General features: G+C 62.3%; 25 protein-coding genes. 20 read left to right on the forward strand and 5 right to left on the reverse strand.

Annotation, left to right across the window (positions count from 1 at the left end; translation table 11 throughout):
* The first annotated feature begins 74 nt into the window (after window positions 1-74).
* The 6 genes from P0D84_RS34560 to P0D84_RS34585 all read left to right on the forward strand — a co-directional run bounded on the left by P0D84_RS34560 (window position 75) and on the right by P0D84_RS34585 (window position 4,438).
* A complete protein-coding gene (locus P0D84_RS34560; RefSeq protein WP_408344340.1) occupies window positions 75-1,115 on the forward strand; it encodes an amidohydrolase family protein in 1,041 nt (346 codons plus the stop codon).
* Complete coding sequence (locus tag P0D84_RS34565; RefSeq protein ID WP_408344342.1) at window positions 1,112-1,792, forward strand: RraA family protein; 681 nt, start codon at window positions 1,112-1,114, stop codon at window positions 1,790-1,792. Before P0D84_RS34560 ends, P0D84_RS34565 begins: the two co-directional genes overlap by 4 nt.
* 101 nt (window positions 1,793-1,893) lie before the next feature.
* Window positions 1,894-2,292, forward strand: coding sequence for a hypothetical protein (locus tag P0D84_RS34570; protein WP_408344345.1), 399 nt, complete (start codon window positions 1,894-1,896; stop codon window positions 2,290-2,292).
* A gap of 498 nt (window positions 2,293-2,790) precedes the next feature.
* Complete coding sequence (locus P0D84_RS34575) at window positions 2,791-3,357, forward strand: chromate transporter (RefSeq protein WP_408344348.1); 567 nt, start codon at window positions 2,791-2,793, stop codon at window positions 3,355-3,357.
* Between the two features lie 2 nt (window positions 3,358-3,359).
* A complete protein-coding gene (locus tag P0D84_RS34580) occupies window positions 3,360-3,938 on the forward strand; it encodes a chromate transporter (protein ID WP_408344351.1) in 579 nt (192 codons plus the stop codon).
* Between the two features lie 206 nt (window positions 3,939-4,144).
* Window positions 4,145-4,438, forward strand: a complete 294-nt coding sequence (locus tag P0D84_RS34585) for a DUF1330 domain-containing protein (RefSeq protein WP_408344354.1) — start codon at window positions 4,145-4,147, stop codon at window positions 4,436-4,438.
* A 6-nt stretch (window positions 4,439-4,444) separates the two neighbouring features.
* Here the strand turns inward: P0D84_RS34585 and P0D84_RS34590 are convergent, their stop codons facing one another.
* The gene (locus P0D84_RS34590; protein WP_408344357.1) at window positions 4,445-4,837 is read right to left on the reverse strand and encodes a DUF302 domain-containing protein; all 393 of its coding nucleotides are present in this window, start codon (window positions 4,835-4,837) and stop codon (window positions 4,445-4,447) included.
* A 341-nt stretch (window positions 4,838-5,178) separates the two neighbouring features.
* Here P0D84_RS34590 and P0D84_RS34595 point away from each other — a divergent pair, with 341 nt between their 5' ends.
* The 7 genes from P0D84_RS34595 to P0D84_RS34625 all read left to right on the forward strand — a co-directional run bounded on the left by P0D84_RS34595 (window position 5,179) and on the right by P0D84_RS34625 (window position 13,599).
* Complete coding sequence (locus P0D84_RS34595; protein WP_408344360.1) at window positions 5,179-6,186, forward strand: helix-turn-helix domain-containing protein; 1,008 nt, start codon at window positions 5,179-5,181, stop codon at window positions 6,184-6,186.
* A gap of 111 nt (window positions 6,187-6,297) precedes the next feature.
* The gene (locus P0D84_RS34600) at window positions 6,298-7,350 is read left to right on the forward strand and encodes an ABC transporter substrate-binding protein (RefSeq protein WP_408344363.1); all 1,053 of its coding nucleotides are present in this window, start codon (window positions 6,298-6,300) and stop codon (window positions 7,348-7,350) included.
* Between the two features lie 111 nt (window positions 7,351-7,461).
* On the forward strand, window positions 7,462-8,283 hold the full coding sequence (locus P0D84_RS34605) for an ATP-binding cassette domain-containing protein (RefSeq protein ID WP_408344366.1): 822 nt from the start codon (window positions 7,462-7,464) through the stop codon (window positions 8,281-8,283).
* Window positions 8,280-9,563 carry a sugar ABC transporter permease gene (locus tag P0D84_RS34610; protein WP_408344369.1) on the forward strand — a complete coding sequence of 428 codons (1,284 nt, stop codon included), beginning with the start codon at window positions 8,280-8,282 and terminating at the stop codon, window positions 9,561-9,563. The genes P0D84_RS34605 and P0D84_RS34610 overlap by 4 nt, the downstream gene beginning before the upstream one ends.
* Window positions 9,564-9,830: 267 nt before the next feature.
* The gene (locus P0D84_RS34615) at window positions 9,831-10,559 is read left to right on the forward strand and encodes an SDR family oxidoreductase (protein ID WP_408344372.1); all 729 of its coding nucleotides are present in this window, start codon (window positions 9,831-9,833) and stop codon (window positions 10,557-10,559) included.
* Entirely contained in the window at window positions 10,556-12,334 is a 1,779-nt protein-coding gene (locus P0D84_RS34620) for an FGGY-family carbohydrate kinase (RefSeq protein WP_408344375.1), read from the forward strand. Before P0D84_RS34615 ends, P0D84_RS34620 begins: the two co-directional genes overlap by 4 nt.
* 227 nt (window positions 12,335-12,561) lie before the next feature.
* Window positions 12,562-13,599, forward strand: coding sequence for a LacI family DNA-binding transcriptional regulator (locus tag P0D84_RS34625; protein ID WP_408344378.1), 1,038 nt, complete (start codon window positions 12,562-12,564; stop codon window positions 13,597-13,599).
* Window positions 13,600-13,718: 119 nt separating this feature from the next.
* On the opposite strand, the gene P0D84_RS34630 is transcribed toward P0D84_RS34625, so the two are convergent.
* Window positions 13,719-15,074, reverse strand: a complete 1,356-nt coding sequence (locus tag P0D84_RS34630) for an amidohydrolase family protein (RefSeq protein WP_408344381.1) — start codon at window positions 15,072-15,074, stop codon at window positions 13,719-13,721.
* Between the two features lie 351 nt (window positions 15,075-15,425).
* Between P0D84_RS34630 and P0D84_RS34635 the strand changes: the two genes are divergently transcribed.
* From P0D84_RS34635 to P0D84_RS34655, 5 genes are all read left to right on the forward strand, one after another.
* Window positions 15,426-16,331: a dioxygenase family protein gene (locus tag P0D84_RS34635; RefSeq protein ID WP_408344384.1), complete on the forward strand. Its 906-nt coding sequence runs from the start codon at window positions 15,426-15,428 to the stop codon at window positions 16,329-16,331.
* A gap of 20 nt (window positions 16,332-16,351) precedes the next feature.
* Window positions 16,352-17,101: an SDR family NAD(P)-dependent oxidoreductase gene (locus P0D84_RS34640; RefSeq protein ID WP_408344387.1), complete on the forward strand. Its 750-nt coding sequence runs from the start codon at window positions 16,352-16,354 to the stop codon at window positions 17,099-17,101.
* Window positions 17,102-17,194: 93 nt separating this feature from the next.
* Window positions 17,195-18,073 (forward strand): beta-keto acid cleavage family enzyme, encoded by an 879-nt coding sequence (locus tag P0D84_RS34645; protein ID WP_408344390.1) that lies wholly within the window; start codon window positions 17,195-17,197, stop codon window positions 18,071-18,073.
* A 59-nt stretch (window positions 18,074-18,132) separates the two neighbouring features.
* The gene (locus tag P0D84_RS34650; RefSeq protein WP_408344393.1) at window positions 18,133-19,110 is read left to right on the forward strand and encodes a quinone oxidoreductase family protein; all 978 of its coding nucleotides are present in this window, start codon (window positions 18,133-18,135) and stop codon (window positions 19,108-19,110) included.
* Entirely contained in the window at window positions 19,107-19,442 is a 336-nt protein-coding gene (locus P0D84_RS34655; protein ID WP_408344396.1) for a cupin domain-containing protein, read from the forward strand. The genes P0D84_RS34650 and P0D84_RS34655 overlap by 4 nt, the downstream gene beginning before the upstream one ends.
* Window positions 19,443-19,704: 262 nt before the next feature.
* On the opposite strand, the gene P0D84_RS34660 is transcribed toward P0D84_RS34655, so the two are convergent.
* Window positions 19,705-20,076 carry a BON domain-containing protein gene (locus tag P0D84_RS34660; protein WP_408344399.1) on the reverse strand — a complete coding sequence of 124 codons (372 nt, stop codon included), beginning with the start codon at window positions 20,074-20,076 and terminating at the stop codon, window positions 19,705-19,707.
* 40 nt (window positions 20,077-20,116) lie between these two features.
* Window positions 20,117-21,346: a porin gene (locus P0D84_RS34665; RefSeq protein ID WP_408344402.1), complete on the reverse strand. Its 1,230-nt coding sequence runs from the start codon at window positions 21,344-21,346 to the stop codon at window positions 20,117-20,119.
* Window positions 21,347-21,945: 599 nt separating this feature from the next.
* On the opposite strand from P0D84_RS34665, the gene P0D84_RS34670 reads away from it, so the two are divergent.
* Window positions 21,946-23,247, forward strand: a complete 1,302-nt coding sequence (locus P0D84_RS34670; RefSeq protein ID WP_408344405.1) for a cation:dicarboxylate symporter family transporter — start codon at window positions 21,946-21,948, stop codon at window positions 23,245-23,247.
* 179 nt (window positions 23,248-23,426) lie between these two features.
* The gene (locus P0D84_RS34675) at window positions 23,427-25,442 is read left to right on the forward strand and encodes an amidohydrolase (protein WP_408344408.1); all 2,016 of its coding nucleotides are present in this window, start codon (window positions 23,427-23,429) and stop codon (window positions 25,440-25,442) included.
* Window positions 25,443-25,538: 96 nt separating this feature from the next.
* Here the strand turns inward: P0D84_RS34675 and P0D84_RS34680 are convergent, their stop codons facing one another.
* Window positions 25,539-26,912 carry an MFS transporter gene (locus P0D84_RS34680; RefSeq protein WP_408344411.1) on the reverse strand — a complete coding sequence of 458 codons (1,374 nt, stop codon included), beginning with the start codon at window positions 26,910-26,912 and terminating at the stop codon, window positions 25,539-25,541.
* Window positions 26,913-26,943: the final 31 nt, after the last annotated feature.

A 26,943-nucleotide genomic window follows, 5' to 3' on the forward strand; every position in this document is an offset into this window, starting at 1 on the left:
GTCACCGCTTAAGCACGTCAAGCACGTCAAGCACAGGTAAGCACTCACAAGGACACCCAACGGGTTTTCACACCATGATCATCGATTGCCACGGTCACTACACCACTTCGCCACCGCAGCACGAGGCCTGGCGCACGCAGCAGATCGCCGCGCTGAAGGACGGCGGTTCAGCGCCGCCGCGCCCCGTCATTACCGACGACCAGATTCGCGAGAGTATCGAAACCGGCCAGATTCGCATCCAGCGCGAACGCGGTACCGATCTCACGATCTTCTCGCCGCGCGCCGCCGGCATGGGGCATCACCTCGCCACGGCCGAAGCCAATGCGGTCTGGTCGAGCGAATCCAACGACCTGATTCACCGCGTGGTTTCGCTGTTTCCGCGCAACTTCGTTGGTGTATGCCAGTTGCCGCAGGCGCCCGGCGTGGCGCCGGCCAATTGCATCGCCGAATTGCGGCGCTGCGTCGAGGAACTGGGCTTCATCGGCTGCAATCTGAATCCGGATCCCTCCGGCGGCCACTGGTCAGGGTTGCCGCTCACGGACCGCTCGTGGTATCCGCTCTATGAAGCGATGGTGGAACTCGACGTGCCAGCGATGATTCACGTGTCGTCGTCGTGCAATCCGAATTTCCATGCGACGGGCGCGCACTACATCAACGGCGACACCTCCGCGTTCATGCAATTGCTGGAGGGCGATCTGTTCGCCGACTTCCCGACCTTGCGCTTCATCATCCCGCACGGCGGCGGCGCCGTGCCCTATCACTGGGGACGCTACCGCGGGCTCGCACAGGACATGCAGAAGCCGCTCCTCAGCGAGTATCTGCTGAATAACGTATTCTTCGATACCTGCGTCTATCACCAGCCCGGCGCCGAACTGCTCGCCAAGGTCATTCCGGTCGAGAACATTCTGTTCGCGTCGGAAACCATCGGCGCGGTTCAGGGTATCGATCCGGAAACCGGCCACTACTACGACGACACGCGGCGCTACATCGATGCGATCGAATGGCTCAGTGCCGCTGACCGTCAGCGTATTTACGAAGACAACGCCCGCGCCGTGTACCCGCGGCTGACGCACCAACTCGAGCAACAATCCACCACCCAGGGGGCAACGCTATGAATCCCGCTTCAAATCCGATCGGCTGGCGCGAATACAAATCCGCGCCTCAGGCAAACCCGGCAACGCTCGAGGTCTTGCGTGAACTGGCGGTTTCACTGCTCAGCGACAACATGGCGCGCGCGAGCGGCATGATCGGTTTGCGCCCGTACCATCAGCCCAAGCCGATGGCCGGCACCGCGGTCACGGTGCATACCCGTCCCGGCGACAACCTCGCGATTCATCGCGCGTTCGACTTTTGCCGGCCGGGCGACGTGCTCGTGATCGACGGCGCCGGAGAGCTGACGCAAGCGCTGATGGGCGACATCATGGCCAGCTTCGCCGAAAGCCTGGGCGTGCAGGGCCTTGTGATCGACGGTGCGATCCGCGACGTCGGCACGCTGCGTCAGCGCGATTTCCCGGTGTATGCGCGTGGCGTGACGCACCGTGGACCTTACAAAAACGGACCGGGCGAGATCAACGTGCCGGTCACGGTCGGCGGGATGGTGGTTCATCCCGGCGATATCATCGTCGGCGATGAAGATGGTTTGCTCGCGATCTCACCCGCCGACGTGGAAGCAGTGATCGAAGGCGCACGGCGGCAGTATGCGAAAGAAACGGCGGCGTTGAAGTCGATCGCCGAGGGATGTTTCGACCGTTCGTGGGTCGTGCCCCAGCGCGACCGGATGATGAACAACTGACTTCACGCGCGGCGCCGGAGCGTGCATGATGCGATTGGCTCGCCGCGTACCCTGAGTCGCGGCGGCATCATCGGCTCAATCCTGCAGGAATCGTGTGCCTCATGGCGGAATATCTGAACGCAGCAACCCTCCTTGAACTCGCGCAACGTGCGGAGCAGCGCGCGGCTGCGCCGTGCATGTGTACGAAAACACCACTGGAAGGCTGGCAATCGCAGCCGCTTTCCCTCGACGAAACGCAGTTCGAAGAGGTCGGCACGCTGCTGCCGGATGACGATCCGGAACCCACGTTCAGCGAGTATCTGCCGGGCAAAACGAGCTATTGGTCTGCCGACGCGCCCATCGCGCCACGCTACTTCCCGTACAACCGCTGTTCCGTCTGGCAGTGCGCATTGTGCAACCGGCTGTATCTGCGCTACACGGAAGGCGGCGGCTACTTCGTCGATCGCAGGATTCGCTCCGTACAGTCGGCGCTGATCGAGGACGTGCCTCTTTCCGTGTGACGCCCGGCAATGGGCTCCTTAATGGTGCGGCTTCAGCGCCGCATACGTCTGCGGCGTCATCCCATAGACCGCCTTGAAAAACCGGTTGCTTCACCGGACACCGTTCAAACCAGCTCTCCAGCTGGAACGTTGAAACGCCCCGAGCGCGGCGTCCACAGCGGATCTACTAAAGCGAAACACTCGTCTGCGTCAGCAGGTTTTCGCGCATCCAGTCCTCCATACCGCGGACTGCAATGCCCCGTTGGGCATTGAACGTTTGCGCCTTGTCCCACGCCCCCCGTTCCTGCCGCGAATACGGCCCGATACCTCCTGATGGCAGCGAGGTATTTAACCGGGTGACCCGTGACGTCCAAAATTCGCCGAATACGATCGATTAGCCGCAAACGGCGTCCGGAAGCAAACCTCCGGTTGTTATAATTTTCCAGCCACACATGATCTGGCCCGCTCGTCCGGCGCAACTATTTCGCCCGTCATACGTCAATCTAACTAGAAGATTCGATGTCCCAACAAATAGCTAACACGAGTCCGCCGCCCACCCTCTCCGGGCTGTTCTTTATATTCAGCCGTATCGGGCTCACCAGTTTCGGTGGCGGGCTGAGCGGGTGGCTATTGCGGGAATTCGTCCAGGATCGCGACTGGATCAGTGAAGAAGACTTTTTGAACGGCCTCGCCATTTCGCAGGCGCTGCCGGGCATCAACGTCAAAAACATGGCGATCTGGATCGGCCACCGGCTGCTCGGCTGGCGCGGCGCTTTGCTGGCGGTTGCCGGCATCATCATCCCGCCCGCCATTTTCATCATCATTCTCGGCACCGTTCTCAGCCGTTTGATGCAATTCCCGCTCGCCCACATTCTGCTTGCAGGGGCTGCCGCTTCGGCTACCGGCCTGTCGTTGTCAATGGGCGTGACCACCGCGCGCCGCGTGCCGCGCAGACTCCTGCCGCTGTTTTTTCTCGCCGGCACCTTCGTCGCGGTCGGCATATTGCGGCTGCCGCTGGTGTGGGTCGTGATAGGCGCAGGAGGCCTGAGCGTGCTTTTCGAATACCTCAAACTGCGCAAAGCCTAGCCATGTCGAATCGCATTCTTCTACAGCTTGCGGCGGTCTTCGCGCCTCTCTCTCTCGTTACCATCGGCGGTGGCCAGGCCATCATTGCCGATATTCAACGGCAGGTCGTGGACGTGCATGGGTGGATGACGCATGCCCAGTTCGGCGTCGACTTTGCCATTTCGCGCATGGCGCCCGGTCCCGGCTCGCTGCTGGCTACCTTGATAGGCTGGCAGATCGCGGGTTTCTGGGGCGCTGTCGTGGCAACCCTGGCATTGCTCGCGCCCACCGGCATTCTGATCTACGGTGTGACGCACATCTGGACACGTTATCAGGGTGCGGCGTGGCAACTGGCGTTGGAACGCGGTTTGCGGCCCGTGGCATCCGGCATGATTCTCGCCGCGGGATGGGTCCTGCTGAAGTCGCTCGACGGCGGGCTCCCGGCCGTAGCGATTGCTCTCGTTTCGGTGGCAGTGCTGCTCAGTACGCGAATCAATCCGCTGCTTCTGTTGCTTTGCGGCGCATTGCTGTTGTTTGGCATGTCCGAGCTCGGCGGCAGCCTCCCCGCGATGCTTCAGGTGCACATGGCGAGCCAGACCTAGCGCCAGCTCAAACAAGCTTTTCGACCAAGCCGCGATAACCGCCGTCCATCGACAGAACGATCAGCGCGCTGACTAGCGGCATCACCAGCCAGCCGCGCACGAGATAGCCGCCTCATTCATCAATGAGAAGGCCGATAGATGACATAATTCTTCGTCGTTGCTTGCAACGCAACCACTCCGTTCACGCCACCAACAAGGAGATTCACATGAGCAAGGGATACTGGGTAACCTCATATCGCGCAACGAAAGACCCTTCGAAACTCGCCGCATACGCACAGCTGGCACCGTCAGCCGTGGCAGCCGCCGGCGGCAAATTCCTCGTGCGCGGAGCAGCCGAGGAGGTTCGCGAGCAGGGCTTGAAGGAACGCACTGTCGTGATCGAATTCCCAACCTACGAGCAGGCCGTTGCCGCATACGAAAGCGACGCCTACAAGAAAGCGCTTGAAGCCCTGGGCGACGGGGTCGAGCGCGATCTGCGAATCGTGCGCGGTACCGACTGAGGCAGGTCAGCCGGCCGCCGCTGCCTGCACGAGCGCGCCGATGCCATCAATCGCTTTCATCAACTCTGCAGGCGCGTCATGCCGTGCCTGCAGATAACCCGTTGCGTTATACGAGAGCCACACCTGGCCGCCGTCCTCCTGCCACACCAATACCTTTAAAGGCAGGTCGAGCGCGATGGTCGGCGCGGCTTGCATCAGTGGCGTCCCCGCCTGCGGATTACCAAATATAAACAACTGCGACGGATTCATCACAAGCCCCGCGCGCGCGGCATCCGCTGCGAAATCAATGCGGGCGAACAAGATGAGGTTTTTCGCTTCAATCAGCGACGCGAGTGTCTCTGCGGCCTGCTCGACTGTGCGCTGCGTGGACACGGCGACGATGCCGTTGACAGGGAACATGGATTTCTCCAGGAAGTGACAGGATAAGGCGGGACGAAGCAGGACAACGCGAATACGCGCGCGTGTCGCTGCCATAGTGAGTCGAAGATCACGTGAATGCGAGAAGCACTGACACGCTTTTCGGCATCCATCCATTCTGAGTCCGCAGCCCAGCTTCCGCACTGCACAAAATTTGACTCCTGCTGCCCTACGGACTTACCCGAATGCAATAAAGTATTAGTTCGCGGTCTTATTTTCAGTGGCGGGGTATCCGCGACAGGACTAACTTTCTTCCATGGCGAAGCGCGATATGGACTCCGCGAACCGCCAAAAAAAGCTGAACAGGCTCAGGAGGAAGACAGATGCCCACGACGCTGGCTGCCACGGCGCGTATCGATGCGCGCCACGCCAACATCGCCCAGCCGGATCTGGAACTGGTCGCCGTGCCGCGCGACGAGTCCTTCAAGGTCTGGGCGCATGGGTATCCCTACCGCACGGTGCGCTGGCACTTCCATCCCGAATACGAAATTCAGCTGATTACGTCGACGACGGGCAAATACTTTGTCGGCGATTACATCGGCAATTTCACGCCCGGCAATCTCGTGATGGTGGGCTCGAATCTGCCGCACAACTGGGTCAGCAATGTGCCGCATGGCGAGCATGTGGATGAACGCTGTCTGATCGTGCAATTCGATGCAGCGTTCGTTACGCACGCGATCAAGGTTTTCCCGGAGTTCAAGCGCGTCGAGTCGTTACTCGAAGCATCGCGTTGGGGTGTGCTGTTCGCACCCGAAACGGGTGTGGCTGCCGAACCGATCATGCGCGAGATGCTGGGCGCAAAAGGCATGCGGCGCATCACGCTGTTTCTTGCTTTACTCGACTTGCTCGTGCAAAGCGTCGCGCCGGTGAAGCTGGCGAGCGCTGCTTATTGCGCGGACCCGGCACGCTATGCCGAGACGCGCATCAATCACGTGCTTTCTTATATTGGCAAGAACCTGTCGCAAGAGTTGCGCGAAACCGAGTTGGCCGAACTCGTGGGACAAAGCGTGAGTGCCTTCTCGCGATACTTCCGCCGGCACACTGGCGTGCCGTTCGTGCAGTACGTGAACCGGCTGCGCATCAATCTCGCGTGTCAATTACTGATGTCGGGTGAACTGAACATCACCGATATCTGCTACCGGGTCGGCTTTAACAACCTCTCGAACTTTAATCGCCAGTTCCTTTCCTTGAAGGACATGTCGCCTTCGCGATGGCGCGCCTATCAACAACTCAATGCGGCGAGTGCCACTGAACCCCCTGACGCCGCGCGTGCCTCGGAAGCGTCCGGCGTAGCGCCAGGTGGCACGGAAAACCCACAAACCGCGATCTGAACACTGCGAACCACACTAACGAACTACTAACGAATTTCAACAAGAAGCCTCACCAGCGGCCCAACCACGGCAGCACCCGCGCCGGAATTTTTCTAAAAATGGAGACATTCGATGACCAGACGTTCGAACCCACTAATCGGCGCCAGCGCCCTGAGCCTGTTGATCAGCACCGCGGCATGGGCCGCGCCCAGCGGCACGGTCGCCTTTCTGATGCCTGATCAGGCGTCGACCCGCTACGAACAGCACGACTTCCCCGGCTTCAAAGCCGAAATGGGCAAGCTCTGTCCCGACTGCAAGGTGCTCTACCAGAACGCTAATGCCGACGTCTCGACGCAGCAGCAGCAGTTCAACTCGGTGATCGCGCAAGGCGCCAAGGTGATCGTCCTGGATCCGGTCGATTCGACGGCCGCCGCGTCGCTGGTCCACATAGCGCAGAACCAGGGCATCAAGGTGATCGCGTATGACCGGCCCGTACCATCGACGCCGGCCAACTACTACGTGTCGTTCGACAACGAAGGCATCGGCAAGGCGATCGCGCAATCGCTCGTTCAGCACCTGAAAGAAACCAACGTGCCGACCAGCAAGGGGGGCGTGCTCGAGGTCAACGGTTCGCCGACCGACGCGGCAGCGGGACTGATCAAGAAAGGGATCCACGCCGGACTGCAGGGCAGCGGCTACAAGACGCTGGCCGAGTACGACACGCCGGACTGGGCGCCGCCGAAGGCGCAGCAGTGGGTCAGCGGGCAGATCACGCGCTTCAGCTCGCAGATTGTCGGTGTCGTGGCCGCTAACGACGGCACGGGCGGCGGCGCCGTCGCGGCCTTCAAGGCAGCCGGCGTCAATCCGGTGCCGCCCGTGACCGGCAACGACGCGACGACCGCGGGGTTGCAGTTGATCATCGCCGGTGACCAGTACAACACGATTCTGAAGCCGAGCGAGATCGTCGCCGCCGCAGCGGCGAAGGTGGCCGTCGGCTTCCTGTCCGGCCAGACGCCGAAGGGTGAAACAACGCTCTTCAACACGCCGGCGCAACTCTTCAAACCGGCGGTCATCACGGCGAAGAACATTAAGGCCGAGGTCGTCGACAAGGGCTTTGCGAGCGGCAAGGAGCTGTGCACCGATCGCTATGCCGAAGGATGCAAGAAGCTGGGCATCACGTACTGATCCGGCGCAACTGTGACGCGAGGCGCTGCCAATGCGGCGCGAACGCGCCGCAAACCCCGGACGGACCCGGCGCGTGCCGGGTCTCTCTACTCTCGATGAGGTATCCGTCCCATGACTGACAACTCCACAACACGGTCCAGACGTGGCGAACTGGTACTGAGCCTGCGCGGCGTCTCGAAGCACTTCGGGGCCGTGTCGGCCCTGACCGACATCGAGCTCGACGTGCACGCCGGCGAAGTCGTCGCGCTCGTGGGCGACAACGGCGCCGGCAAATCGACTCTGGTAAAGGTTCTCGCCGGCGTCCACCAACCCAGTGCGGGCACCATCACCTTCGGCGGCAAGGAAGTCACGCTGTCCAATCCTGGCGCGGCGCTCGATCTCGGCATCGCCACGGTGTTCCAGGACCTCGCGCTGTGCGAAAACCTCGACGTCGTCGCGAACATCTACCTCGGGCGTGAGCTGAATCCCGCGCGCCTCGACGAGGTCGCCATGGAAGTGAAGGCCTGGACGCTGCTGAACGAATTGTCGGCCCGCATCCCGAGTGTGCGCGACGTGGTCGCCTCGCTATCGGGTGGACAGCGCCAGACCGTGGCGATCGCGCGCTCGCTGCTGCTGGACCCGAAGCTGATCATGCTCGACGAACCGACCGCGGCACTGGGCGTGGCCCAGACCGCCGAGGTGCTGAACCTGATCGAACGGGTGCGCGATCGCGGTCACGCGGTGATCATGATCAGCCACAACATGGAGGACGTGCGCGCCGTGGCGGACCGGATCGTGGTGCTGCGCCTCGGCCGCAACAACGGCGTCTTCTATCCCGACTCCTCGAATCAGGAACTGGTGGCCGCGATCACCGGCGCCACCGAGAACGCCGTGTCGCGCCGCGCCGGCCGCCGCCAGGCCGAACAGGGCGCCTCGACCAAGGAACCATCATGAGCAACGACCTTCAAGGCGCCCCGCAGCCTGAACCGCAAGGCGCGCCGCAGCCGTCCACGCTGCTCGACCGCAGCGATAGCCGCGTCAAGCACGCCACCGGAGTGAGCGGCACCGTGGCCGCCTTCGTCGAACGGGTGCGCTCGGGCGATCTGGGATCGCTGCCGGTCGTCGCGGGCCTCGTCATCATCTGGACCGTGTTCACCAGTCTCAACCCGGTGTTCCTCTCGGCCGACAATCTGGTGAATCTGCTGTTCGACTGTTCGACGGTTGGCGTCATCTCGCTGGGTATCGTCTGCGTGCTGATGGTGGGACAGATCGATCTGTCGGTGGGTTCGATGAGCGGCTTTGCTTCCGCGCTGCTGGGCATGCTCTGGGTCAATCACGGCTGGCCGGTGTTGCTGGCGATCGTCGCGGCGCTCATTGTCGGCGCGGTGGTCGGCGCCATCTACGCGTTTTTGCTCAACCGGCTCGGCATGCCGAGCTTCGTCGCAACGCTGGCCGGGCTGCTCGCGATTCTCGGCATGCAGCTGTATGTGCTCGGCGCGACTGGGTCGATCAACCTGCCGTACGACTCGGCGATGGTGAACCTCGGACAACTCATCATCATCCCCGCTGTCGTCGCGTATCTTCTCGCGCTGGTACCGGGTGTCGTGATGCTGGTGATCGGGCTGCGCACGCGTGAGCGCCGCCGTGCGTCCAATCTCTCGGCGTCCTCGGTGGGGAGTCTTCTCGTGCGGGCGCTGGCTATCACCATCCTGTTGGAAGTGGTGGTTGCCTACCTTAATCGGGGACGCGGCGTGCCGCTGATGTTCGGCATCTTCCTTGGCCTCGCGGTCGCGATGGACTACGCGCTCAAGAGAACGCGCTGGGGCCGGTCGATGCACGCGGTCGGCGGCAATCACGAGGCCGCGAGGCGGGCCGGTATCAATGTGAGCGCGATCTATACCAGCGCGTTCGTGTTGTGCGCCAGCCTCGCCGCGCTCGGCGGCGTGCTGACCGCGGCGCGGCTCGCTTCGGCCAGTCAGCAGGCCGGTACCGGCGACGTGAACCTGAACGCTATTGCCGCGGCCGTGATTGGGGGTACCAGCTTGTTCGGCGGGCGCGGCAGTGCGTATTCGGCGGTGCTGGGCATTATCGTGATTCAGTCGATTGCCAGTGGGCTGACATTGCTGAACCTGTCGTCGTCGCTGCGCTTCATGATCACCGGGGCAGTGCTGGCGATCGCCGTGATCGTCGACTCGCTCGCCCGGCAGTCTCGTGTTTCGCATGGTCGGGCGTAGTTTTCGTTCATATAGCAATCGTCTTGTGGGGGACCGGGGTAAGCGCTGAAGCGCTAACTCTGGTTGACCGCGAAGCATGGGACCAGAGTAAGCGCTATGGGACCGGAATAGGCGCTAAAGCGCCAACTCCGGTCGACACGCTAACTCTGGTTGACCGCAAAGCATGGGACCAGAGTAAGCGCTAAAGCGCTAACTCTGGTCGACCGCGAAGCATGGGACCAGAGTAAGCGCTAAAGCGCTAACTCTGGTCGACACGGAGAACAGTCAATGAGTGAATCCATCAAGGGAAAAGTTGCGGCCATCACAGGCGCGGCATCGGGCATCGGCCTCGCGTGCGCACGCACGCTGATCGCGGAAGGCGCGAAGGTCGTTCTGATCGATCGTGCGCAGGACAAGCTCGCGCAACTGTGCGCGGAACTGGGACCGAATGCGTTTCCGCTGGTCGTGGACCTGTTGCAGCCAGCGGAGGTATCCGCGATGCTGCCGCGAATCCTTGACCTTGCCGGTGGCCTCGACATCTTCCATGCCAACGCCGGCGCCTACGTCGGCGGCGAGGTGGTGGACGGAAAGCCGGACGACTGGGACCGCGTACTGAACCTGAACGTCAATGCCGCGTTCCGCTCTGTCCACACGGTACTGCCGCACATGGTCGCGCAGAAAGCGGGCGACATCATCTTTACGAGTTCCATTGCGGGCATCGTGCCGGTCGTGTGGGAGCCGATCTACACCGCTTCCAAATTCGCGGTACAGGCCTTTGTCCACACGACGCGGCGCCAACTCGCCAGGCATGGCGTGCGGGTCGGCGCGGTGTGCCCGGGCCCGGTCGTCACAGCCCTGCTCGACGACTGGCCGAAGGCGAAGATGGACGAGGCACTCGCCTCAGGCAGTCTGATGCAAGCCCAGGAGGTCGCCGATGCAGTGCTCTTCATGCTGACGCGGCCGCGCAATGTGACCATCCGCGATCTCGTGATTCTTCCCAACAACGTCGATCTATGACCTCAGAAAACCCGACCTCCGGTGCGATACCCAGCACGCGCGATGTGCGCTATGTCATCGGTGTGGACGTCGGCACGGGCAGCGCCCGGGCCGGCATTTTCGATCTTGCCGGCCACATGGTGGCCTCGGCAAAACATGACATCACGCTGTTCCACGCGAGTGGCTCCATCGTCGAGCAGTCGAGCGGCGAGATCTGGAACGCCGTCTGCCATGCCGTGAAAGACGCGCTCTCGCAGGCCGAGGTGTCGCCCGATCAGGTCGACGGCATCGGCTTCGATGCGACCTGCTCGCTCGTCGTGCTGGGCGAAGGTGGTCAGCCCTTGCCCGTGGGTCCCTCCGAGCAAGCCGAGCGCGACATCATCGTGTGGATGGACCATCGCGCCGTGGAGCAGGCGGAGCGCATCAACGCTGCGGGCCATGAGGTGCTGAAGTTTGTCGGCGGCAAGATCTCGCCGGAAATGGAAACGCCGAAGCTGTTGTGGCTCATCGAGAACAAGCCAGACGTGTTCGCGGCGGCATGGCAGTTTTTCGATCTGACCGACTTCCTGACCTGGCGCGCGACGGGGGATTTGTCCCGATCCACCTGCACGGTCACCTGCAAATGGACCTATCTCGCGCACGAACGGCGCTGGGACGAGAGTTACTTCCGGAGCGTCGGTCTCGGCGTGCTGGCGGACGAGGGATTTGCGCGCATCGGCCAGACCGTCGTCGACCCGGGCACGCCGTTGGGCAGCGGGCTGACGGCAAACGCTGCCGAGGCGCTCGGTCTGCGCGCCGGAACGCCGGTCGCAACCGGCGTGATCGATGCCCATGCCGGAGGGATCGGCACAGTGGGCGCCAATGACGAACCCGAGTCCTGCCTCGCCTACGTCTTCGGCACCTCATCGTGCACGATGACCACGACCCGTAGTCCGGTCTTCGTGCCCGGCGTGTGGGGGCCGTACTTTTCGGCGATGGTGCCGGATGCATGGCTCAACGAGGGCGGCCAATCGGTCGCGGGCGCGGCGATCGAACGGCTGCTTTCGATGCACCCCGCCACCCCCGAAGCCCGGCGCCGCGCCGGGCACGAGGGCCAGTCCCTGCCGGTGATGCTCGCCGCCCTCGCTGTGCAGGCGGTGCAGGCGGCGCAGGTGGCGCCGGCGGCTCGGGCAACGCACGCGGCGCCGGCGGCGCAAGCGGCACAAGCGGCTCAGGCGGCTCGGACGGCACCGACGGCGCAAGCAGCGCAAGCAGCACAGGCAACGCAGACAGCGGACACCCTGTCGGCATCGGTGACACTAGCCAACGGCCTGCATGTCGTCCCGGAGTTCCTGGGGAATCGCGCCCCCTTCGCCGACCCTCACGCAAGAGCCGTGATTGCGGGCCTCGGCATGGAAGACGACCTGAACAGCCTCATCGCCCTCTACATTGCCGGCATTTGCAGTATCGGTTACGGCCTGCGCCAGATCATCGAAGCGCAGGCGAGCGCCGGTGCGCCGATCGAGCGGGTAGTGATCAGCGGCGGCGCGGGGCAACTCGATCTCGTTCGGCAACTGCTCGCCGATGCGACGGGCAAGCCCGTACTCGCCACGCAGGCGGAAGAGCCGGTCTTGCTAGGTGCTGCGATGCTGGGCGGTGTCGCGGGCGGAAGGTTCGACAACGTTCGCTCGGCGATGGCCAGGATGTCGCGGATCAGCAAAACCTACGAGCCGGCCACCGGCGACATGGCGGCGCTGCATGAGGCGCGCTTTCGTGCCTTCAAGAAATTGCAGAATGTGGCCAGAGAAATCCGCTAGGGCGAGTCTCGCAGGTGGTGTCGCTATTCTTCTTTGTGCCGCCGGGCGCTCGCCCAAGATCCGTCGACTGGTTTCTAAATCATCGTCACGCCTCCAGCGTTTTGTCTCACGCACGGCAAGTTGACAAGGCCATCCGAACAAAGCCTGATAAAACATCCCCCGTGGTTAATGACCATTTGACCGCGGTAAAATGGCTATTAGCCCACCACGCGTAACCGCGCCAATCCATGACGATCAAGAGACGCTCGACGATAAGAGAGCTTGCCGAGCTAACCGGTGTTCATGCGTCCACCGTGTCCCGAGTGATGAACCCAGCCACGCGCCATCTGATCGGCGCCGAAGTGGTCGAACGTGTGCTCAAGATCGCCCAGAAGCTCAATTACACGCCCAACCGCATCGCGGCCACGCTGCGAACCAGCCGTTCGGGCACCATCGGCGTCATCCTGCCCGACATCACCAACCCGATCTTTCCGCCCATCTGCCGCGGGATCGAAGACGAACTGGCCAAGCGGGACATGCTGCCGCTGATCGCGAACGCAGCGGGCACGATCGAGCGCAAGCGTTTCGTCGTGGACCAGATGGTGGGACGGCGCGTCGACGGGCTGATCCTGGCTACCCTCGAACGCAACGACCCGGTGCTGATGCATTGCCTCGAGGAAGGGCTACCGGTGGTGGTCGTCAACCGGAGCGACGATAGCGGCCGCGTGTCCTGCGTGGTCGGCGACAATCAGTTGGCGATGCGTCTTGCCGTCACCCATTTGAGCCAGCTCGGGCATAGCAACATCGCGCATGTGGGCGGCCCAAGCGAGCTATCCACCGGCTTCCAGCGCAAGCAGGGCTTTTTCGATGCGATCAAGGAAAACGGTCTGAAGGCGAGCTTGTGCCCTGTCACGGAATGCGACGCGTATTCGCGCGCCGCAGGCAAGGCCGCCTGCGACGCGCTCCTGGAGAAGCGCAAGAACATCACCGCGATCGTCGCCGGCAACGATCTGATTGCGCTTGGCTGCTACGACGCCCTCCAGGCTGCGGGATTGCGCTGTCCGGAGGACGTTTCAATCATTGGCCACAACGACATGCCCCTGATGGACGCCGTCGCACCGGCAATGACCACCATTCATCTGCCTTTGTATGAAATGGGTGCGCGGGCCGCCGCGCTGATTGTCGATACGCTTCAGGGAAGCAGCAAGGGGCACGTCAGCGTCGTATTGCGGCCTGAACTGGTGATCCGCAGGTCGACCGCAGCGCCTTCGTCCGAGCGCGTGTGAGGCGCGCCGGCAGCGTCGGAAGACTACTCGCCCACGTCGTCGCCGGCTGCGCGTTGGCCTGCCGGGCACAGGCCGGCTGAATCGCCGGCCATGTCGTGTGTGCGCCCAGGCGTGACTCGTTAGTGAAGGTCCGACGCCTGAATGCCGAGCGCGCTGACAATCCGGCTGCTCGTGCGCTGTAACGCTTCCATGACGGTACCCACGTCGTCGCGCAGCAGCTTGCCGTGGCGCTTGCGCCAGCTGCCGGCCACCATCACGGAGTCGATATTCGACTGATTCGCGTGCATGATCACCGCCGAAACTGGGTCGTGTACGGGCTGCATGTTCAACGAGCGCGTCGAAATCATCACGAGGTCGGCCTGCTTGCCGGGTGCCAGTGAGCCGATCTCGTCTTCCTGCCCCAGCATCCGTGCGCCTTCGATCGTGATCCAGGCGAGCGCATCGCGGGTGCGTACGCGGCTCTTGCCCGCCAGCGTGCCCGTCTGGCGTGCGGCGATGTTATCCAGCGCGCGCTGATGCGACAGCGTAATTCGCGCCGCGGTCAGCATGTCGCCGGACAGTGCCGATTCGATATCGCTTCCCAGCGACGGCCTGACACCGAGGTCCCGCAGACGTCCGACGATCGGATGCCCGTGGCCGGAGACCATTTCGCTTTCGCCCGTCACGGTAAAGCTCACGCCGGCATGGACGAAGCGGTCCAGTTGCTCGTCCGGCAGGTCGTTACCGTGGACGATGTTGATAGACTTGCCCAATAGTCCAGCGGCTTCCAGTTTCGCCCATCCGTCCGGACTCCTGGCGGGACCGCCGCCCTGGTGCATCGAAGCGACCAGACCGAATTCATGCGCGAGCGCGAAATCTTCCAGCGCCACCTCGAGGGTCGAATAGTGCGGCCCGAGAATCGCCAGACCCAGGCTCAGCAAGCCATCGTGCGGGCCGAGTTCGCTTGCGAGCCGGATCACTTCGCTGCGCGGATGCGGCACCTCCCAGAATGGCCGCTGACCCGGCACCGGATTGGGTTTGGGAGTACCGTGCATGAAGGTCGCGCGAATCCCGGCCTGCCTCAACCCTTCGATCGCCGCGTCGCTGTGAAGCGGCGTAGGATTGTTATGGCACCAGTCCGCCAGCGTCGTCGTGCCATTCTCGAGCTGGTTCAGCGCACCCGCCAACGTGGCGATCCGGATGTCCTCCGGTTCGAATTGAGTGGCAAGACCGGCATGCACCCAACGGAAGTACTCGGGCAAGGTCCAGTTCGACGCAATCGTGCGCAAACCGGCTTGCCAGGTATGCAGATGGGCATTGACGAGTCCGGGGATGACGATGCAGTCCGTCCCGTCCACAATGGTGGCGCCATGCATCTCGAGCCCTTTTCCCAAGGCCGCGATACGTATGCCGTCGATCAGCAAGTCACCATGAAAATCTTCTTGCGTCTCGTCCATGGTGACAACAAACGCATTCTTGATCAGTATGTAAGCCATATTGTCCATTCCTCCAATCTTCTGGCAATGGCGCCGCATTAACGGGCGATCCGTCTGCGGCACCATCCATTTTCTCTGCCGATTTCTGCAATACAACGCAATCGATTGCATAAATCGTACGCCTTCGGCAAAGGGGCGGAACTCAGTGTTTACCAGAAGGCCGCATTCACTACGGAAAGCACAAGAGTCTTTTCAGCATGGAATTTCTGCCCGATTTGGCGTTCAGTCGATCTGTACCTTCTGTAAGGGTCGAAAAGCCGCGTACCGCGGAGGGCACTCTTCCTGGCTTGACAAGCGTCAATTTCCGGTCCTATTATGCAATCGATTGCAATACTCAACGGAAGAGTAAATATGAACGAGACCGCTTCGCAGGGCATCATCGAAAACGCTGATTCCGTTACCGACATCGTGACAGCGGCGATGGGCAACACGACCAATCCGCGCCTGAAACAGATCCTGCTTGCGTTGGTCAGGCACAGCCACGCGTTTCTCCGGGAGGTTCGTCTTACCGACCAGGAGTTCGAACAAGGACACGCGTTCCTGAAAGAAGTCGGCCTGGCATGCAACGACTTGCATAACGAGGTGGTACTGCTCGCCGACGTCCTCGGAATCTCGACGCTGGTCACTTTGCTGAATAACTCCAACCCGCAAGAACGGACGTCCGGCGCGCTGCTCGGGCCGTTTTTCCGTGGCGGCGCGCCTCGCTATGAAAACGGCGCGAACATCGCTGCTGGGGGTTCGCCGGGCAAGCCGCTATTCGTCCGGGCAAAAGTGTTGAACGCACGACGCGAACCGGTCGCAGGCGCACAGGTAGACGTCTGGCAGGCTTCGCCAGTCGGTCTCTACGAAAACCAGGATCCGGAGCAGCCGGAGATGAATCTGCGCGGCCAGTTTCAGACTGATGAGCACGGCGAATTCTATTTCCGTAGCGTGCGCCCGGCTGGCTACCCTGTGCCGACGCATGGCCCGGTCGGCCCCCTGCTCGCCGCGCAGCAACGGCATCCCTACCGCCCGGCACACATTCACTTCGTCGTGATCGCAGAGGGCTACGACACGCTCGTCACGCAGGTCTTCGCCGACGATTCCGATCACCTGAACTCCGACGTCGCGTTTGGCGTGACTCGCGACCTGGTCGGCCGCTATGAACTGCGCGACACCGGCGCACCGGAGCCTGTCGACGGGTCCTTCTACACGCTCGACTATGAGTTCGTGCTAGCCGAAGGCACGCCGACCTATCCCGTTCCCCCGATCAAGTAAACACCGCTATAAAGAGGCACATGATGTCCGATTCACTTGCAGGAAAAGTTGTAGTCGTGATTGGCGGCACCGGCGGGATCGGTGTTGCGACGAGCCAGCGCTTTGCCGCCGCGGGCGCGCGCGTGGTAGTGGCGGGTCAGACCGTGGAGAGTGCGCAGGCGGTGGTCGCGGCGTTGCCGGGTACCGGCCACTATGCCGCCGCCGTGTCGATCACCGAGAGCGACACGCTGAAGCAGCTCGCGCAGGAAGTCGCGGCGCACTACGGCCATGTCGATGTGCTCGTCAATGCAGCCGGATTCACCAAACCCATTCCGCACGCCGACCTCGACGCGCTAACCGATGAACTCATCGACGACATCATGCGCGTGAACTGGCGCGCCCAGTTTGCGGCGGTGCGCGTGTTCCGCGCGCTGCTGGACAAATCCGGCGCAGGCCTGATCGTGAATGTGTCGTCAATCTCGGGATCGAACGGGATTGGCAGCAACATCGCCTATTGCGCCGCGAAGGCGGGTCTCGACGTGATGACCCTGTCGCTCGCCCGCGTGCTCGCGCCCAGGACGCGCATCCTCAACGTGTCGCCCGGCGTGGTCGATACGAGCTTCGTGCCGGGACGCAGCGCCGACTTCAACGACAAGGTCGCGAATACCACCCCGCTGCGCCGCATCGGCAGCGCGGACGACATCGCGCAGGCCATCGAGGCGTGCGCGACACAGCTGACGTTCAGCACCGGCACCACCATCGTCGTCGACGGCGGACGACGCCTCGGCTAATCAGGCAGCAAACCAGTCCGATTCATGCGCGCTCACAGCGGCTTTGCCTGAGCGCGTCTGCCTGTCACAACCTGATGCAGGAGAAAATTAGCGATGCATTCCCGCAAAACGATCATTACCTGTGCAATCACGGGCAACCTGACGAAACCGGAGCAACACCCGGGACTTCCGATCACGCCGGCACAGATTGCACATTCAGCGCTTGAAGCTGCCGCCGCCGGTGCTTCGGTTGTCCATATCCACGTACGGGACCCGGCGACCGGCGCCCCTTCGATGGAGCTTGAGCTATACCGCGAGGTCATTCAGCTGATCCGCGCCGCTGACCAGCAACTCATTATCAACCTGACCACCGGTCCCGGTGGCCGCTTCGTACCGGGCGAAGACGATCCGAAGGTCGCCGCCGCCGGTACGACGCTCATGCGCCCGGAAAAGCGCGTCGAACATATCGCAGAGCTGCGGCCCGACATCTGCACCATCGACCTCAATACGATGAACTCGGGCGCACAGGTGGTGATCAACACGCCGCGCAATGTCACGCGCATGGCTCACATCATCCGTGAAGCGGGCGTGAAACCGGAACTTGAAGTATTCGACAGCGGCGACATTCATCTGGCGCGGGACCTCATCAAGGACGGCGTACTCGACGGCCCGGGATTGTGGACGCTCGTGACCGGCGTGAAGTACGGCTTTGCGCCGACGCCGGAGACACTCTTCTATGCGCGCGACCTGTTGCCGGCCGGCGCTGTCTGGTCGGCGTTCGGCATCGGCCGGGCCGAGTTCCCCATCGTGGCACAGTCGTGGCTCGCAGGCGGTCACGTTCGCGTCGGCCTCGAAGACAACATTTACATCTCCCGCGGCGTGCTGGCGGAGAGCAACGCGCAACTCGTGGCCCGGGCACGTGACATCGTGCTGGCGATGGGCGGCGAGATCGCAACGGCGAGCGAGGCGCGCGGCATCCTGGCGTTGTCGTGAATCCCCTCGACACACGGGCAAGTTCGTCGGCAAAGACATTAGATACAAGGAGAAATGACATGGCACAAGCGGTAACGGTTGAAAACAAGAGCGCGAACATCGATGCTCTGGAACTGAACTTCGTGCAGCAAATCCCACCGTCGATCAAGGCGGGCGAGTGCCTCGTCGAGGTACGCAGTTCTGGCGTCAATCCGAGCGACGTCAAAGCGGTGCTGGGCTTCATGCCTCATGCCGTGTGGCCGCGCACGCCGGGGCGTGACTATGCCGGCGTCGTGGTGGACGGTCCTACCGCACTGATCGGCAAGGAAATCTGGGGCAGCGGCGGCGAACTCGGTATTCGCAGGAACGGCGCTCACGCGAACTACGTGGTCGTCCCGGTCGCCAGTGTTCGTGAAAAGCCCGCCGCGATGTCGATGGACGAGGCAGGCGCAATCGGTGTTCCGTTCGTTACCGCAGCCGAAGGCCTGCGCCGCGCGGGCGGTGCCGCTCCTGGGAAAGTGGTGCTCGTGCTCGGCGCCAACGGCAAGGTCGGCCAGGCCGCGATCCAGCAGGCCACGCTGGCAGGCGCGCAGGTGTTCGGGGTCGAACGCAATGCCCAACCGTATGTCGGTCACGCAAGCGGCAACGTCACGATGATCGAGTCTGTCGAGAATATCGACACCGTCGTGCGCGATCTTACCGGCGGTCATGGCGCCGACATCGTCTTCAACACCGTGGGCAGCCCTTACTTCGATAAGGCAAATCGGGCGATGGCGATGCGCGGAACGCAGATCTTCATTTCAACGATCGATCGCGCGGTGCCGTTCGACATTCTCGAGTTCTATCGCGGTCAGCGCACCTACGTCGGCGTCGACACGCTCGCCCTCGACAGCGTTGAAGGCGCAGCGATTCTCGACAGTCTGGCCGGTTCGTTCGAAAGCGGCGCGCTCAAGCCGTTCCCGATCGTCAACGACCACGTTTTCTCGCTCGACAAGGCAGCAGACGCCTATCGGATCGTGTTCAACGGCGCGCAGCATCGCGTGCTGCTCAAGCCATGAACGTCACGCGCTTCGCCAAAGCACCGCCCTACTTTCCGGACAATCACTTCGGCATGCAGTGCGTGCGTCTGCAAGGACACGAGGCGGGACCGTCGGAGTCGCTCTGGCTCGGGGTGTCGACAATTGCGCCGGGCGGCCACACGACGTTGTCGGGCTCCGGCGTCGAAAAGCATTACGTCGTGCTCGAAGGCACGGTCGAGGTCGAGACCGATACTGGAACCGTTGCGCTGGAGCGCTTCGACTCGTGCCGCCTGGCACCTGGCGAGCGGCGCGCGCTGCACAACCGGACCGAACAACCGGCCTTGATCCTGCTCGCGATGCCTTACGCGTAAAGCGTGCACTACCGTGCGATAGCGTGCGATAACATCCGCCAACCTCCAAACGGCCGAAGCGCGCGTCGGTGCCCAAACGCGTAACAACGCGGCCCTGCAGTCGTCAGCCTCGGGAATGCCCGTCGCGCCGCTGCGGATAGCAACTCAATGTACTTCGGCGACTGAACACTAGCCGTGCCGCGAGGCGTTAGAAAAGCCGCGGAGGGCACTGAGCCCTCCGCGGAAATTCGCCCACTACGCGCAACGCGTTGGCCTCATTGCCTCAAGGCCCGATTTCACCGACTTCAAGACGGCTGCTGACGGACGTGACGCCAGCCACTGCCTTCGCGTGATCGACAGCCACCTCGATCTGCTCCTCCTTCGGCACCGAACCCGTCAACGTGACATTGCCGTCGCGCGCGACGATGGCGATGCGCGTCGCGTCCAACCCTTTGACGTGCTCGATGCGCTTGCGGACCGCGTAGGCGAGTTTGCGATCAGCGGCCTTCATCGCCTTGCGGCTCGCCTGTACGCCGGACGTTTGCGCGACCGATGCTGCAGTCGGCGCAACCGCGGTGTTCTGCGCGTGCGCCAGCGGCACGGCAAGCGCGCACACGACGACGGCGGCGCCATAAGACCATAGTTGCCTGTTCATAGTATTCCCCGTTGCTCCCGATCTCATTCGCATCACTCTCTTAAAACCGATGGGCCATGCCGATGACATCGACCACCTGCTGTCTGGACGCCGAGGGCGTCATCCCCGTGATAGACGCAACCGCCGGCTGCCCCAACGAATCCACGCCCGAGGCATGCTGGTAGGCCACGACCATATACACGTCCGTCCGCTTTGAAAGCGAGTAATGGGCGCCAGCGTTGACCTGGTTGTAGTGGGCCTTGTTGGCATCCGGACCGCTCGCAGACGTGTAGGAATACGATACGCCGACCGATAGAGGCGCATTGACCCGATAGGAGGCGTTTGCTTCGATCACGTTGAACGATGCGCTGCCGCTATAACCGAGCGGGTTGGGTCCCGACGACGATCCGAGTCCGATGAACCGGGTGTTTGTATAGACCAGCCCGAGGGTCGCCTGTGCGAACGTGTAGGTCGCGCCGGCACCGAAGATCTGCTCGCGATGCGCCGATGCATAGCCGGCGATGACGGGGTTCCTTTCTGGTGTCGTGGCGGATCCGAGCGACCCGAGATTGTTGGTGGTAACGCCGCCCGCATTCGGCTGCGAGCCCCACATCGAGATATTCGGATCGAACGCACTCAGGAAGCCGATCCCCACCCGCAACGGGCCGCCCGTGTATCCGGCGGCCGCCGTGATGATCTGATTTTGCGATGTACTTCCCGCCACGCCCCCGAACGAATACAGGGCGTTCGCCGAGAACCCGTTCCATACGGGCGTCGCCAGTTTAACCGCGTTGTTCTGGCGATTCGTCATGCCGAGATTGTCTACGTCATCCGGGTGTGAGGCGATGTACCCGCCCCATTGGAGAATCGAACTCGTCGGAGAAACATAATCGACCATCGATGAATACTGCCGCCCTGCGGTGACCGTACCCCAACTGTCGTTCGTCAGGCCTACGAAAGCCTGGCGTCCGAACATCAAGCCGCCCTGCCCCAAGGCACCCGAGTTCATGTTGATCCCGTTCTCCAATGTGAAGATCGCAGCGGTTCCCCCTCCCAGGTCTTCAATACCTTTCAGCCCGAAGCGGCTGCCTGCATACGCCGATGTCCATGCATCCACCAGCGCGTACTGCTGCGCGCCATGCGGCACCCCGCCCGCCTTGTTGACCTGCGCGTTATTGACGAACATCAGCGCGGGATCCACCACCCCGTAAAGCGTCACGCTACTTTGCCCATATGCCATCGACGAACAGCCAATCGCCATAAGCAGTGCGCTTACTTTCGACTTCCTCATTCCGATCTCCTCCATATGATTAGCAATGCCATCTATAAGAAAAGCTATCTCATCCCACCTTTGAATCGACGTTACCCAAAGGGCTAGTGCCTTACCACGCAGCCGTCGCACAGGTGACGACCGTTTTGCGTTCATGCACGTCGAATGTCCGCGGCTTCGGAACGAAAGAAGACTTCAGCCGGGCTGACGTCGATAGAAATTCAGGTCTGGCTGATCCGGCTTCTGATTTTCATAGTGGCCGGGCAACGCGCTGCCTTCGACGATCGCTCTACGGGGCTGTCGATTGTTCATTTTCGTCTCCTTATTATTGCAATCGTTTGCATAATAGAAGCAGGAATTTTCGATGTCAAACCTCTTGTACGATTCCGCCGCAGTGCGAGGCGGATCTAGGGCAACAGAATGTCTGCGCGTGCCTTATCCCGCTTGATAAACGGATTTTTGCCCGCTTCGGCAAGCTGGTTGCCAGGGTTTTCCATGCTTATCGACTGACGAAAGCCATGCGAGCATTCGGGCAAATCTTATGCATTCGATTGCACAGATTCTCTGTCAAATTCGCGCAGCATCAACAAACACAAGACGCATAGACTCCGGAGGCAAATATGAGCAAGTCGACACCAGTGCCGCGTCGTCGGTGGTACCTGGGACGGACTTTCCTGATCGCGGTCGCGGTCGTGGCGGGCATCCTCGCCGGCCATTTCTTTCCGTCGCTTGGAACGGCCCTCAAGCCTCTTGCCGACATCTTCGTCAGCCTGATCAGGATGGTGATCGGACCGATCGTGTTTCTGACCATCGTCACCGGCATCTCCAGCGCGGGAGACCTGAAAAGGGCTGGCCGTATCGGCGTATCCGCGCTTGTGTACTTTGAAGTGCTCACGACGTTCGCACTCGGCCTGGGTTTGCTGGTCGCGAACGTACTCAAGCCGGGCGACGGGCTTACAGTCCCCAATACAGCGGCCTCCGCCCAGTCCCTCGCAGCCGCGGGCGCGGACTCCCCCAGCGCATCCTTTGTAAAGGCGCTGGTCGACATCTTCCCTGACAATGCGCTGAAGGCGTTTGTCGGCGGCAACCTGCTGCAGATCATCGTTTTCTCGATTCTGTTCGGTTGCGCGCTATCGATGATGCGAGAGCGGGGCAAGCCAATCGAAGACTTCTTCGAGCGTCTCAGCGGCGTGATGTTCAACATCGTCCGGATCGTCATGATCTATGCGCCTGTCGCCGCGTTTGCCGCCATGGCATTCAGCGTGGGCAAGTACGGCCTCGGATCGCTGATTGCGTTGGGCAAGCTCGTCGGATACGTCTATGCCACGATGGCGTTCTTCGTTTTCGTTGTGCTCGGTGTAGTGACGCGCTGCGCGGGGCTCAATCTCTGGAAACTGCTGCGGTATTTCAAGGAAGAGATCGTGCTGGCTATCGGCACGTCGTCCAGTGAAACTGCGTTGCCGTCTGCGATGTCGAAGCTCGAACTTCTGGGCTGTTCGAAGCGCGTTGTCGGGCTGGTCATGCCGACGGGATACTCGTTCAACCAGGACGGGTCTTCCATCTATCTATCGATGTGCGTGGTATTCATCGCTCAGGTCTATGGCATCCACTTCAGCATCTCACAGCAACTCGGCATCCTGCTCCTTCTGATGCTGACCTCGAAAGGCGTTGCCGGCGTCACGGGCAGTGCATTCGTCGTTCTTTCGGCCACCATCGCGGCGACCCATATCGTGCCGGTCGAAGGCATTGCCCTGCTGCTCGCGGTAGAGCGCTTCATGTCGATGGGTCGCGCCACGCTGACGCTGATCGGCAACGTCGTGGCGACGGTCGTCATCGGGAAATCGGTTCGCGAGTTCAATTCCGCGACCGCATTGGAATGCTACCGAACCCACTTCGACGACACCACGGTAGTCAAGATCTAGCGCACTCATCCACATGGCGCGCGACGTGAGCGCCGAAGGCCCGCTGGAAGGCCCTGCCATGCGGACGCCGATGCCGGGCGAGATGCAAGGCTGCATGCCCACGCCGCACACCGTGATAACCGAAGCGCCGCGCGCGCTTCGCGGTTCATCGCGCAAAAAGAAAACAGGGGGAGACACACATGAAGCTATTCGGAGGCACGTCTTCGCGCGCCTGGCAGCATTGGTGCGGCCAGGCTTGTATACATGACGCAGGCCCCGCTGATGACGCCGTGGAACCCGCGCGTCGTCAGTTCCTGCGCACCTCGCTCGGTGCAGCGGCCTGCGGGCTCTCGGGGCTGTGGCTTCCGGGCTACGCGCTCGCCGCGCCCGCAGCGCCGGCCGACACGGTGGTGCGCAATGCCCGTATCGCGACCATGGACCCGAACGCGCCACACGCGCAGGCCATGGCAATCATCGGCGACCAGTTCGCCGCGGTCGGCAGCGACAGCGAAATTTCGCGCTGGATCGGGCCGCGCACGCGCGTCATCGACGGGCAGGGCTGCCGTATCACGCCGGGCCTGATCGACTCGCATGCGCATTTCATCCGCGGCGGCCTCACCTACACGCAGGAATTGCGCTGGGACGGCGTACCCTCGCTCGCCGACGCGCTCGCCATGCTGCGCGACCAGGCGATGCGCACGCAACCTCCGCACTGGGTGCAGGTGGTCGGCGGGTTCTCGCCCTACCAGTTCCGCGAGAAGCGGCTGCCCACGCTGGCCGAGATCAATGCGGCCACCGGCGAGGTGCCCTGTTTCATCATGAACCTGTACGACCGCGCTTTCCTCAACCGCGCGGCGCTGCGCGTGCTCGGCTGGAACGGCGATACGCCAAACCCGATCGGCAGTACGCTCGAAAAAGACGCGGCCGGCAATCCGACCGGCGTGGTGGTCAACACCACCAGCCTCGGCGGCCTGGTGGCGATCTTCGCAAGCGTGCCAAAACTTTCTGATACCGACCAGGCCCTGTCCACCCAGCTCTATATGCGCGAGATGAATCGCCTGGGTCTGACCAGCGTGGTGGATGCGGGCGGCGGCGGCCAAAACTACCCCGAGCACTATGCCGGCGTGGCCCAGCTCGCGGCGCAGCGCAAGATGAGTCTGCGCGTCTCGTACAACCTGTTTGCGCAGCATCCGGGCAAGGAGATCGACGACTACAGGCAATGGACGCAGCAGATCAAGCCCGGCCAGGGCGACGATTACCTGCGCATGGTCGGTGCCGGCGAATACATCCTGTGGGCCGCGGCCGATCCCGCGAACTTCGGCAAGGCTGTGGTGCCGCCGCCCGCCATCATGGAATCGCGCCTCACCGAGGTTGCCACCTATCTGGTCGACAAAGGCTGGCCGATCCGCATGCACGCGAGCTATGACAGCACCGCCGCGCGCATCCTCGATGTACTCGAAAAGGTCAACCGCGACGTGCCGCTGAAGAACGTGCGCTGGGCGCTCGACCATTGCGAAACGCTCTCCCCCCGCTCGATGGAGCGTGTAGCGGCTATGGGCGGCCGCATTGCGATCCAGAACCGCATGTCGCTCGACGGCGAGGTGTTCGCGCAGACCTGGGGCCGCGAAGCCGCGGCCGATGCGCCACCCATCGGCCGCATGCGGACAATGGGACTGAAGGTTGCCTGCGGCACCGATTCGAGCCGCGCCACCAGCTACAACCCGTGGGTCTCGTTGCACTGGCTGATTACCGGCAAGACGATGGGCGACACGCGCCTGAACGCTGACCGCAATCTCGTGAGCCGCGAAGACGCACTGCGCATGTGGACCATCGAAGGCGCAGCGCTGACCGGCGAGGACGCGCGCAAAGGCTCGATTGCGGTTGGCAAGCTCGCGGACTTCGCGGTTCTGTCCGACGATTTCTTCGCGGTGAAGGAGGATGACATCAGGGACATCACCGCGATGCTCACGATGGTCGGCGGCGAGGTCGTGCATGCGAGCGGGCCGTTCGCGGCGCTGGCGCCGGCGACCATCAAGCCGATGCCCGACTGGCTGCCCGTCAACATCTACGGCGGTTACCAGCAGCGCCGCTCGCGCGATACGCAGCAGGCCAGCGTTCCGCATGGCGCGGGCTGCTGCGGCACCCCGGGCGCCGCGCCGATCATCATCGGCGACAAGGGGGCTTGGCTCTACCAATGCGGCTGCGCGGCTATCTGAAGAATCGGCCAGGCACGACCCGGCGCTCCGCTCTGCGCTCAACCGTGCCTCTGGCACTGTCACGTTGCCGAGAGGGTCGAGTAAGATCGCGAAACCTCACAGGCGTGAATCCGCGATCGATGCCGACACGTTTCGCTGCCTGCTACTGACCGATACCGCGACCAGCAATGCCATGGCCGCGATAACCGCGGGCGCGGCCATCGACGTCAAAATGGCGATCATGCCAAAGCCCGCGGCCGAAAGCGCTCCACCACCCAGCGCCCCGAGAATCCCTCCCAAACGTCCGACGCCCAGCATCCACGCAACCCCCGATGCACGACCGTGAGTAGGATAGAACAGGGCTGCGAGGGCCAGCATGGACATTTGCGCGCCAGTCATGCAGACACCTGCGACAAAAGTCGCGATCCCTAGCGATTGAACATCGGCTGCACCTTGCCCCATCGCGCAGACAGCAGCACCCAGCAACAGAAATGCCAGGGCGACCACCCGCCATGGATTAAAGCGGTCCATCAACCAGCCACACCCCAATGCGCCAATCACGCCTCCCGCCGGAAACAGCGCCGACACCAACGACGCTTGACGCAGTGTGAACCCCGCGTCATGGATCATTGTCGGCATCCAGCTCGTCAGCATGTAGTAGACCAGCAAGCCCATAAAGTACGCTAGCCACAGCATCAACGTGCCGAACCTGTAACGCGTGGAAAGGATTAGAGCGAGCGGCGCACTGTCCTTCTCGCCCACTCGGTCAGACACGGAGAACCTTGAAGCAATCACCGGCTCTCCACGCGCAATTCTTCGCAGTACCCGGCGAATCTGTTCATCCGGCCAACCTTTGATCACCATGAATCGCACCGACTCCGGCAGCGCAACAAGGGCGCATGCAAGCAGCACAGGCGCAATCCCGCCCACGAGGAAGATCGAGCGCCATCCGAAGCCGGGTATTAATGCGGCAGACACCACACCACCGGCCGATGCGCCTAATGTGAACCCGCAGAACATGATGTTCAGCAGCAAGGATCGACATCTTGCAGGCACATATTCCGACAACAGCGTCGTCGAGTTGGGGAGCGCGGCGCCAAGCCCAATGCCGGTAAAGAAACGAAAGGCCGACAGTTGCCACACACCTCCGGCGAATATGCACGCGATCGTCCACACGCCGAAGAAGCAGACCGATCCCACCAGAACCTTACGGCGCCCGACCCGATCGGCAAGGGGGCCGGCGAGAAGCGCGCCAACCGCGAGACCGATGAGCGCCGCACTCAATACGGGGCCAAGCGCGAGTTTAGTGACACCCCATTCTTTGGCGATCGCCGGCGCAACGAACCCGATTGCACTGGTATCGAATCCGTCTAGCGCGACGATCAAAAAACAGAAGAACAGGATCAGCCATTGGTAAGGCGAGAATTGACGCTCATCGATAAACTGCTCGACGTTGAGTACATTCTGCTCGCCGATATCCTCTGTGCTCATGCAAACTCCGTGATGAAGCACGTGGGGCGTT

The organism is Paraburkholderia sp. RL17-337-BIB-A, assembly GCF_046025895.1.
GTDB lineage: Bacteria > Pseudomonadota > Gammaproteobacteria > Burkholderiales > Burkholderiaceae > Paraburkholderia > Paraburkholderia fungorum_C.

Excerpts from the sequence above, each read along its gene's own strand:
- P0D84_RS34665 (WP_408344402.1), bottom strand. The coding sequence starts at position 21,346 with ATGAGGAAGTCGAAAGTAAGCGCACTGCTTATGGCGATTGGCTGTTCG.
- P0D84_RS34680 (WP_408344411.1), bottom strand. The coding sequence starts at position 26,912 with ATGAGCACAGAGGATATCGGCGAGCAGAATGTACTCAACGTCGAGCAG.
- P0D84_RS34630 (WP_408344381.1), bottom strand. The coding sequence starts at position 15,074 with ATGGCTTACATACTGATCAAGAATGCGTTTGTTGTCACCATGGACGAG.
- P0D84_RS34660 (WP_408344399.1), bottom strand. The coding sequence starts at position 20,076 with ATGAACAGGCAACTATGGTCTTATGGCGCCGCCGTCGTCGTGTGCGCG.
- P0D84_RS34645 (WP_408344390.1), top strand. The coding sequence starts at position 17,195 with ATGCATTCCCGCAAAACGATCATTACCTGTGCAATCACGGGCAACCTG.
- P0D84_RS34620 (WP_408344375.1), top strand. The coding sequence starts at position 10,556 with ATGACCTCAGAAAACCCGACCTCCGGTGCGATACCCAGCACGCGCGAT.
- P0D84_RS34635 (WP_408344384.1), top strand. The coding sequence starts at position 15,426 with ATGAACGAGACCGCTTCGCAGGGCATCATCGAAAACGCTGATTCCGTT.
- P0D84_RS34570 (WP_408344345.1), top strand. The coding sequence starts at position 1,894 with ATGGCGGAATATCTGAACGCAGCAACCCTCCTTGAACTCGCGCAACGT.
- P0D84_RS34585 (WP_408344354.1), top strand. The coding sequence starts at position 4,145 with ATGAGCAAGGGATACTGGGTAACCTCATATCGCGCAACGAAAGACCCT.
- P0D84_RS34655 (WP_408344396.1), top strand. The coding sequence starts at position 19,107 with ATGAACGTCACGCGCTTCGCCAAAGCACCGCCCTACTTTCCGGACAAT.
- P0D84_RS34575 (WP_408344348.1), top strand. The coding sequence starts at position 2,791 with ATGTCCCAACAAATAGCTAACACGAGTCCGCCGCCCACCCTCTCCGGG.
- P0D84_RS34590 (WP_408344357.1), bottom strand. The coding sequence starts at position 4,837 with ATGTTCCCTGTCAACGGCATCGTCGCCGTGTCCACGCAGCGCACAGTC.
- P0D84_RS34625 (WP_408344378.1), top strand. The coding sequence starts at position 12,562 with ATGACGATCAAGAGACGCTCGACGATAAGAGAGCTTGCCGAGCTAACC.
- P0D84_RS34650 (WP_408344393.1), top strand. The coding sequence starts at position 18,133 with ATGGCACAAGCGGTAACGGTTGAAAACAAGAGCGCGAACATCGATGCT.
- P0D84_RS34600 (WP_408344363.1), top strand. The coding sequence starts at position 6,298 with ATGACCAGACGTTCGAACCCACTAATCGGCGCCAGCGCCCTGAGCCTG.
- P0D84_RS34640 (WP_408344387.1), top strand. The coding sequence starts at position 16,352 with ATGATGTCCGATTCACTTGCAGGAAAAGTTGTAGTCGTGATTGGCGGC.
- P0D84_RS34610 (WP_408344369.1), top strand. The coding sequence starts at position 8,280 with ATGAGCAACGACCTTCAAGGCGCCCCGCAGCCTGAACCGCAAGGCGCG.
- P0D84_RS34605 (WP_408344366.1), top strand. The coding sequence starts at position 7,462 with ATGACTGACAACTCCACAACACGGTCCAGACGTGGCGAACTGGTACTG.
- P0D84_RS34670 (WP_408344405.1), top strand. The coding sequence starts at position 21,946 with ATGAGCAAGTCGACACCAGTGCCGCGTCGTCGGTGGTACCTGGGACGG.
- P0D84_RS34580 (WP_408344351.1), top strand. The coding sequence starts at position 3,360 with ATGTCGAATCGCATTCTTCTACAGCTTGCGGCGGTCTTCGCGCCTCTC.
- P0D84_RS34595 (WP_408344360.1), top strand. The coding sequence starts at position 5,179 with ATGCCCACGACGCTGGCTGCCACGGCGCGTATCGATGCGCGCCACGCC.
- P0D84_RS34565 (WP_408344342.1), top strand. The coding sequence starts at position 1,112 with ATGAATCCCGCTTCAAATCCGATCGGCTGGCGCGAATACAAATCCGCG.
- P0D84_RS34560 (WP_408344340.1), top strand. The coding sequence starts at position 75 with ATGATCATCGATTGCCACGGTCACTACACCACTTCGCCACCGCAGCAC.
- P0D84_RS34675 (WP_408344408.1), top strand. The coding sequence starts at position 23,427 with ATGAAGCTATTCGGAGGCACGTCTTCGCGCGCCTGGCAGCATTGGTGC.
- P0D84_RS34615 (WP_408344372.1), top strand. The coding sequence starts at position 9,831 with ATGAGTGAATCCATCAAGGGAAAAGTTGCGGCCATCACAGGCGCGGCA.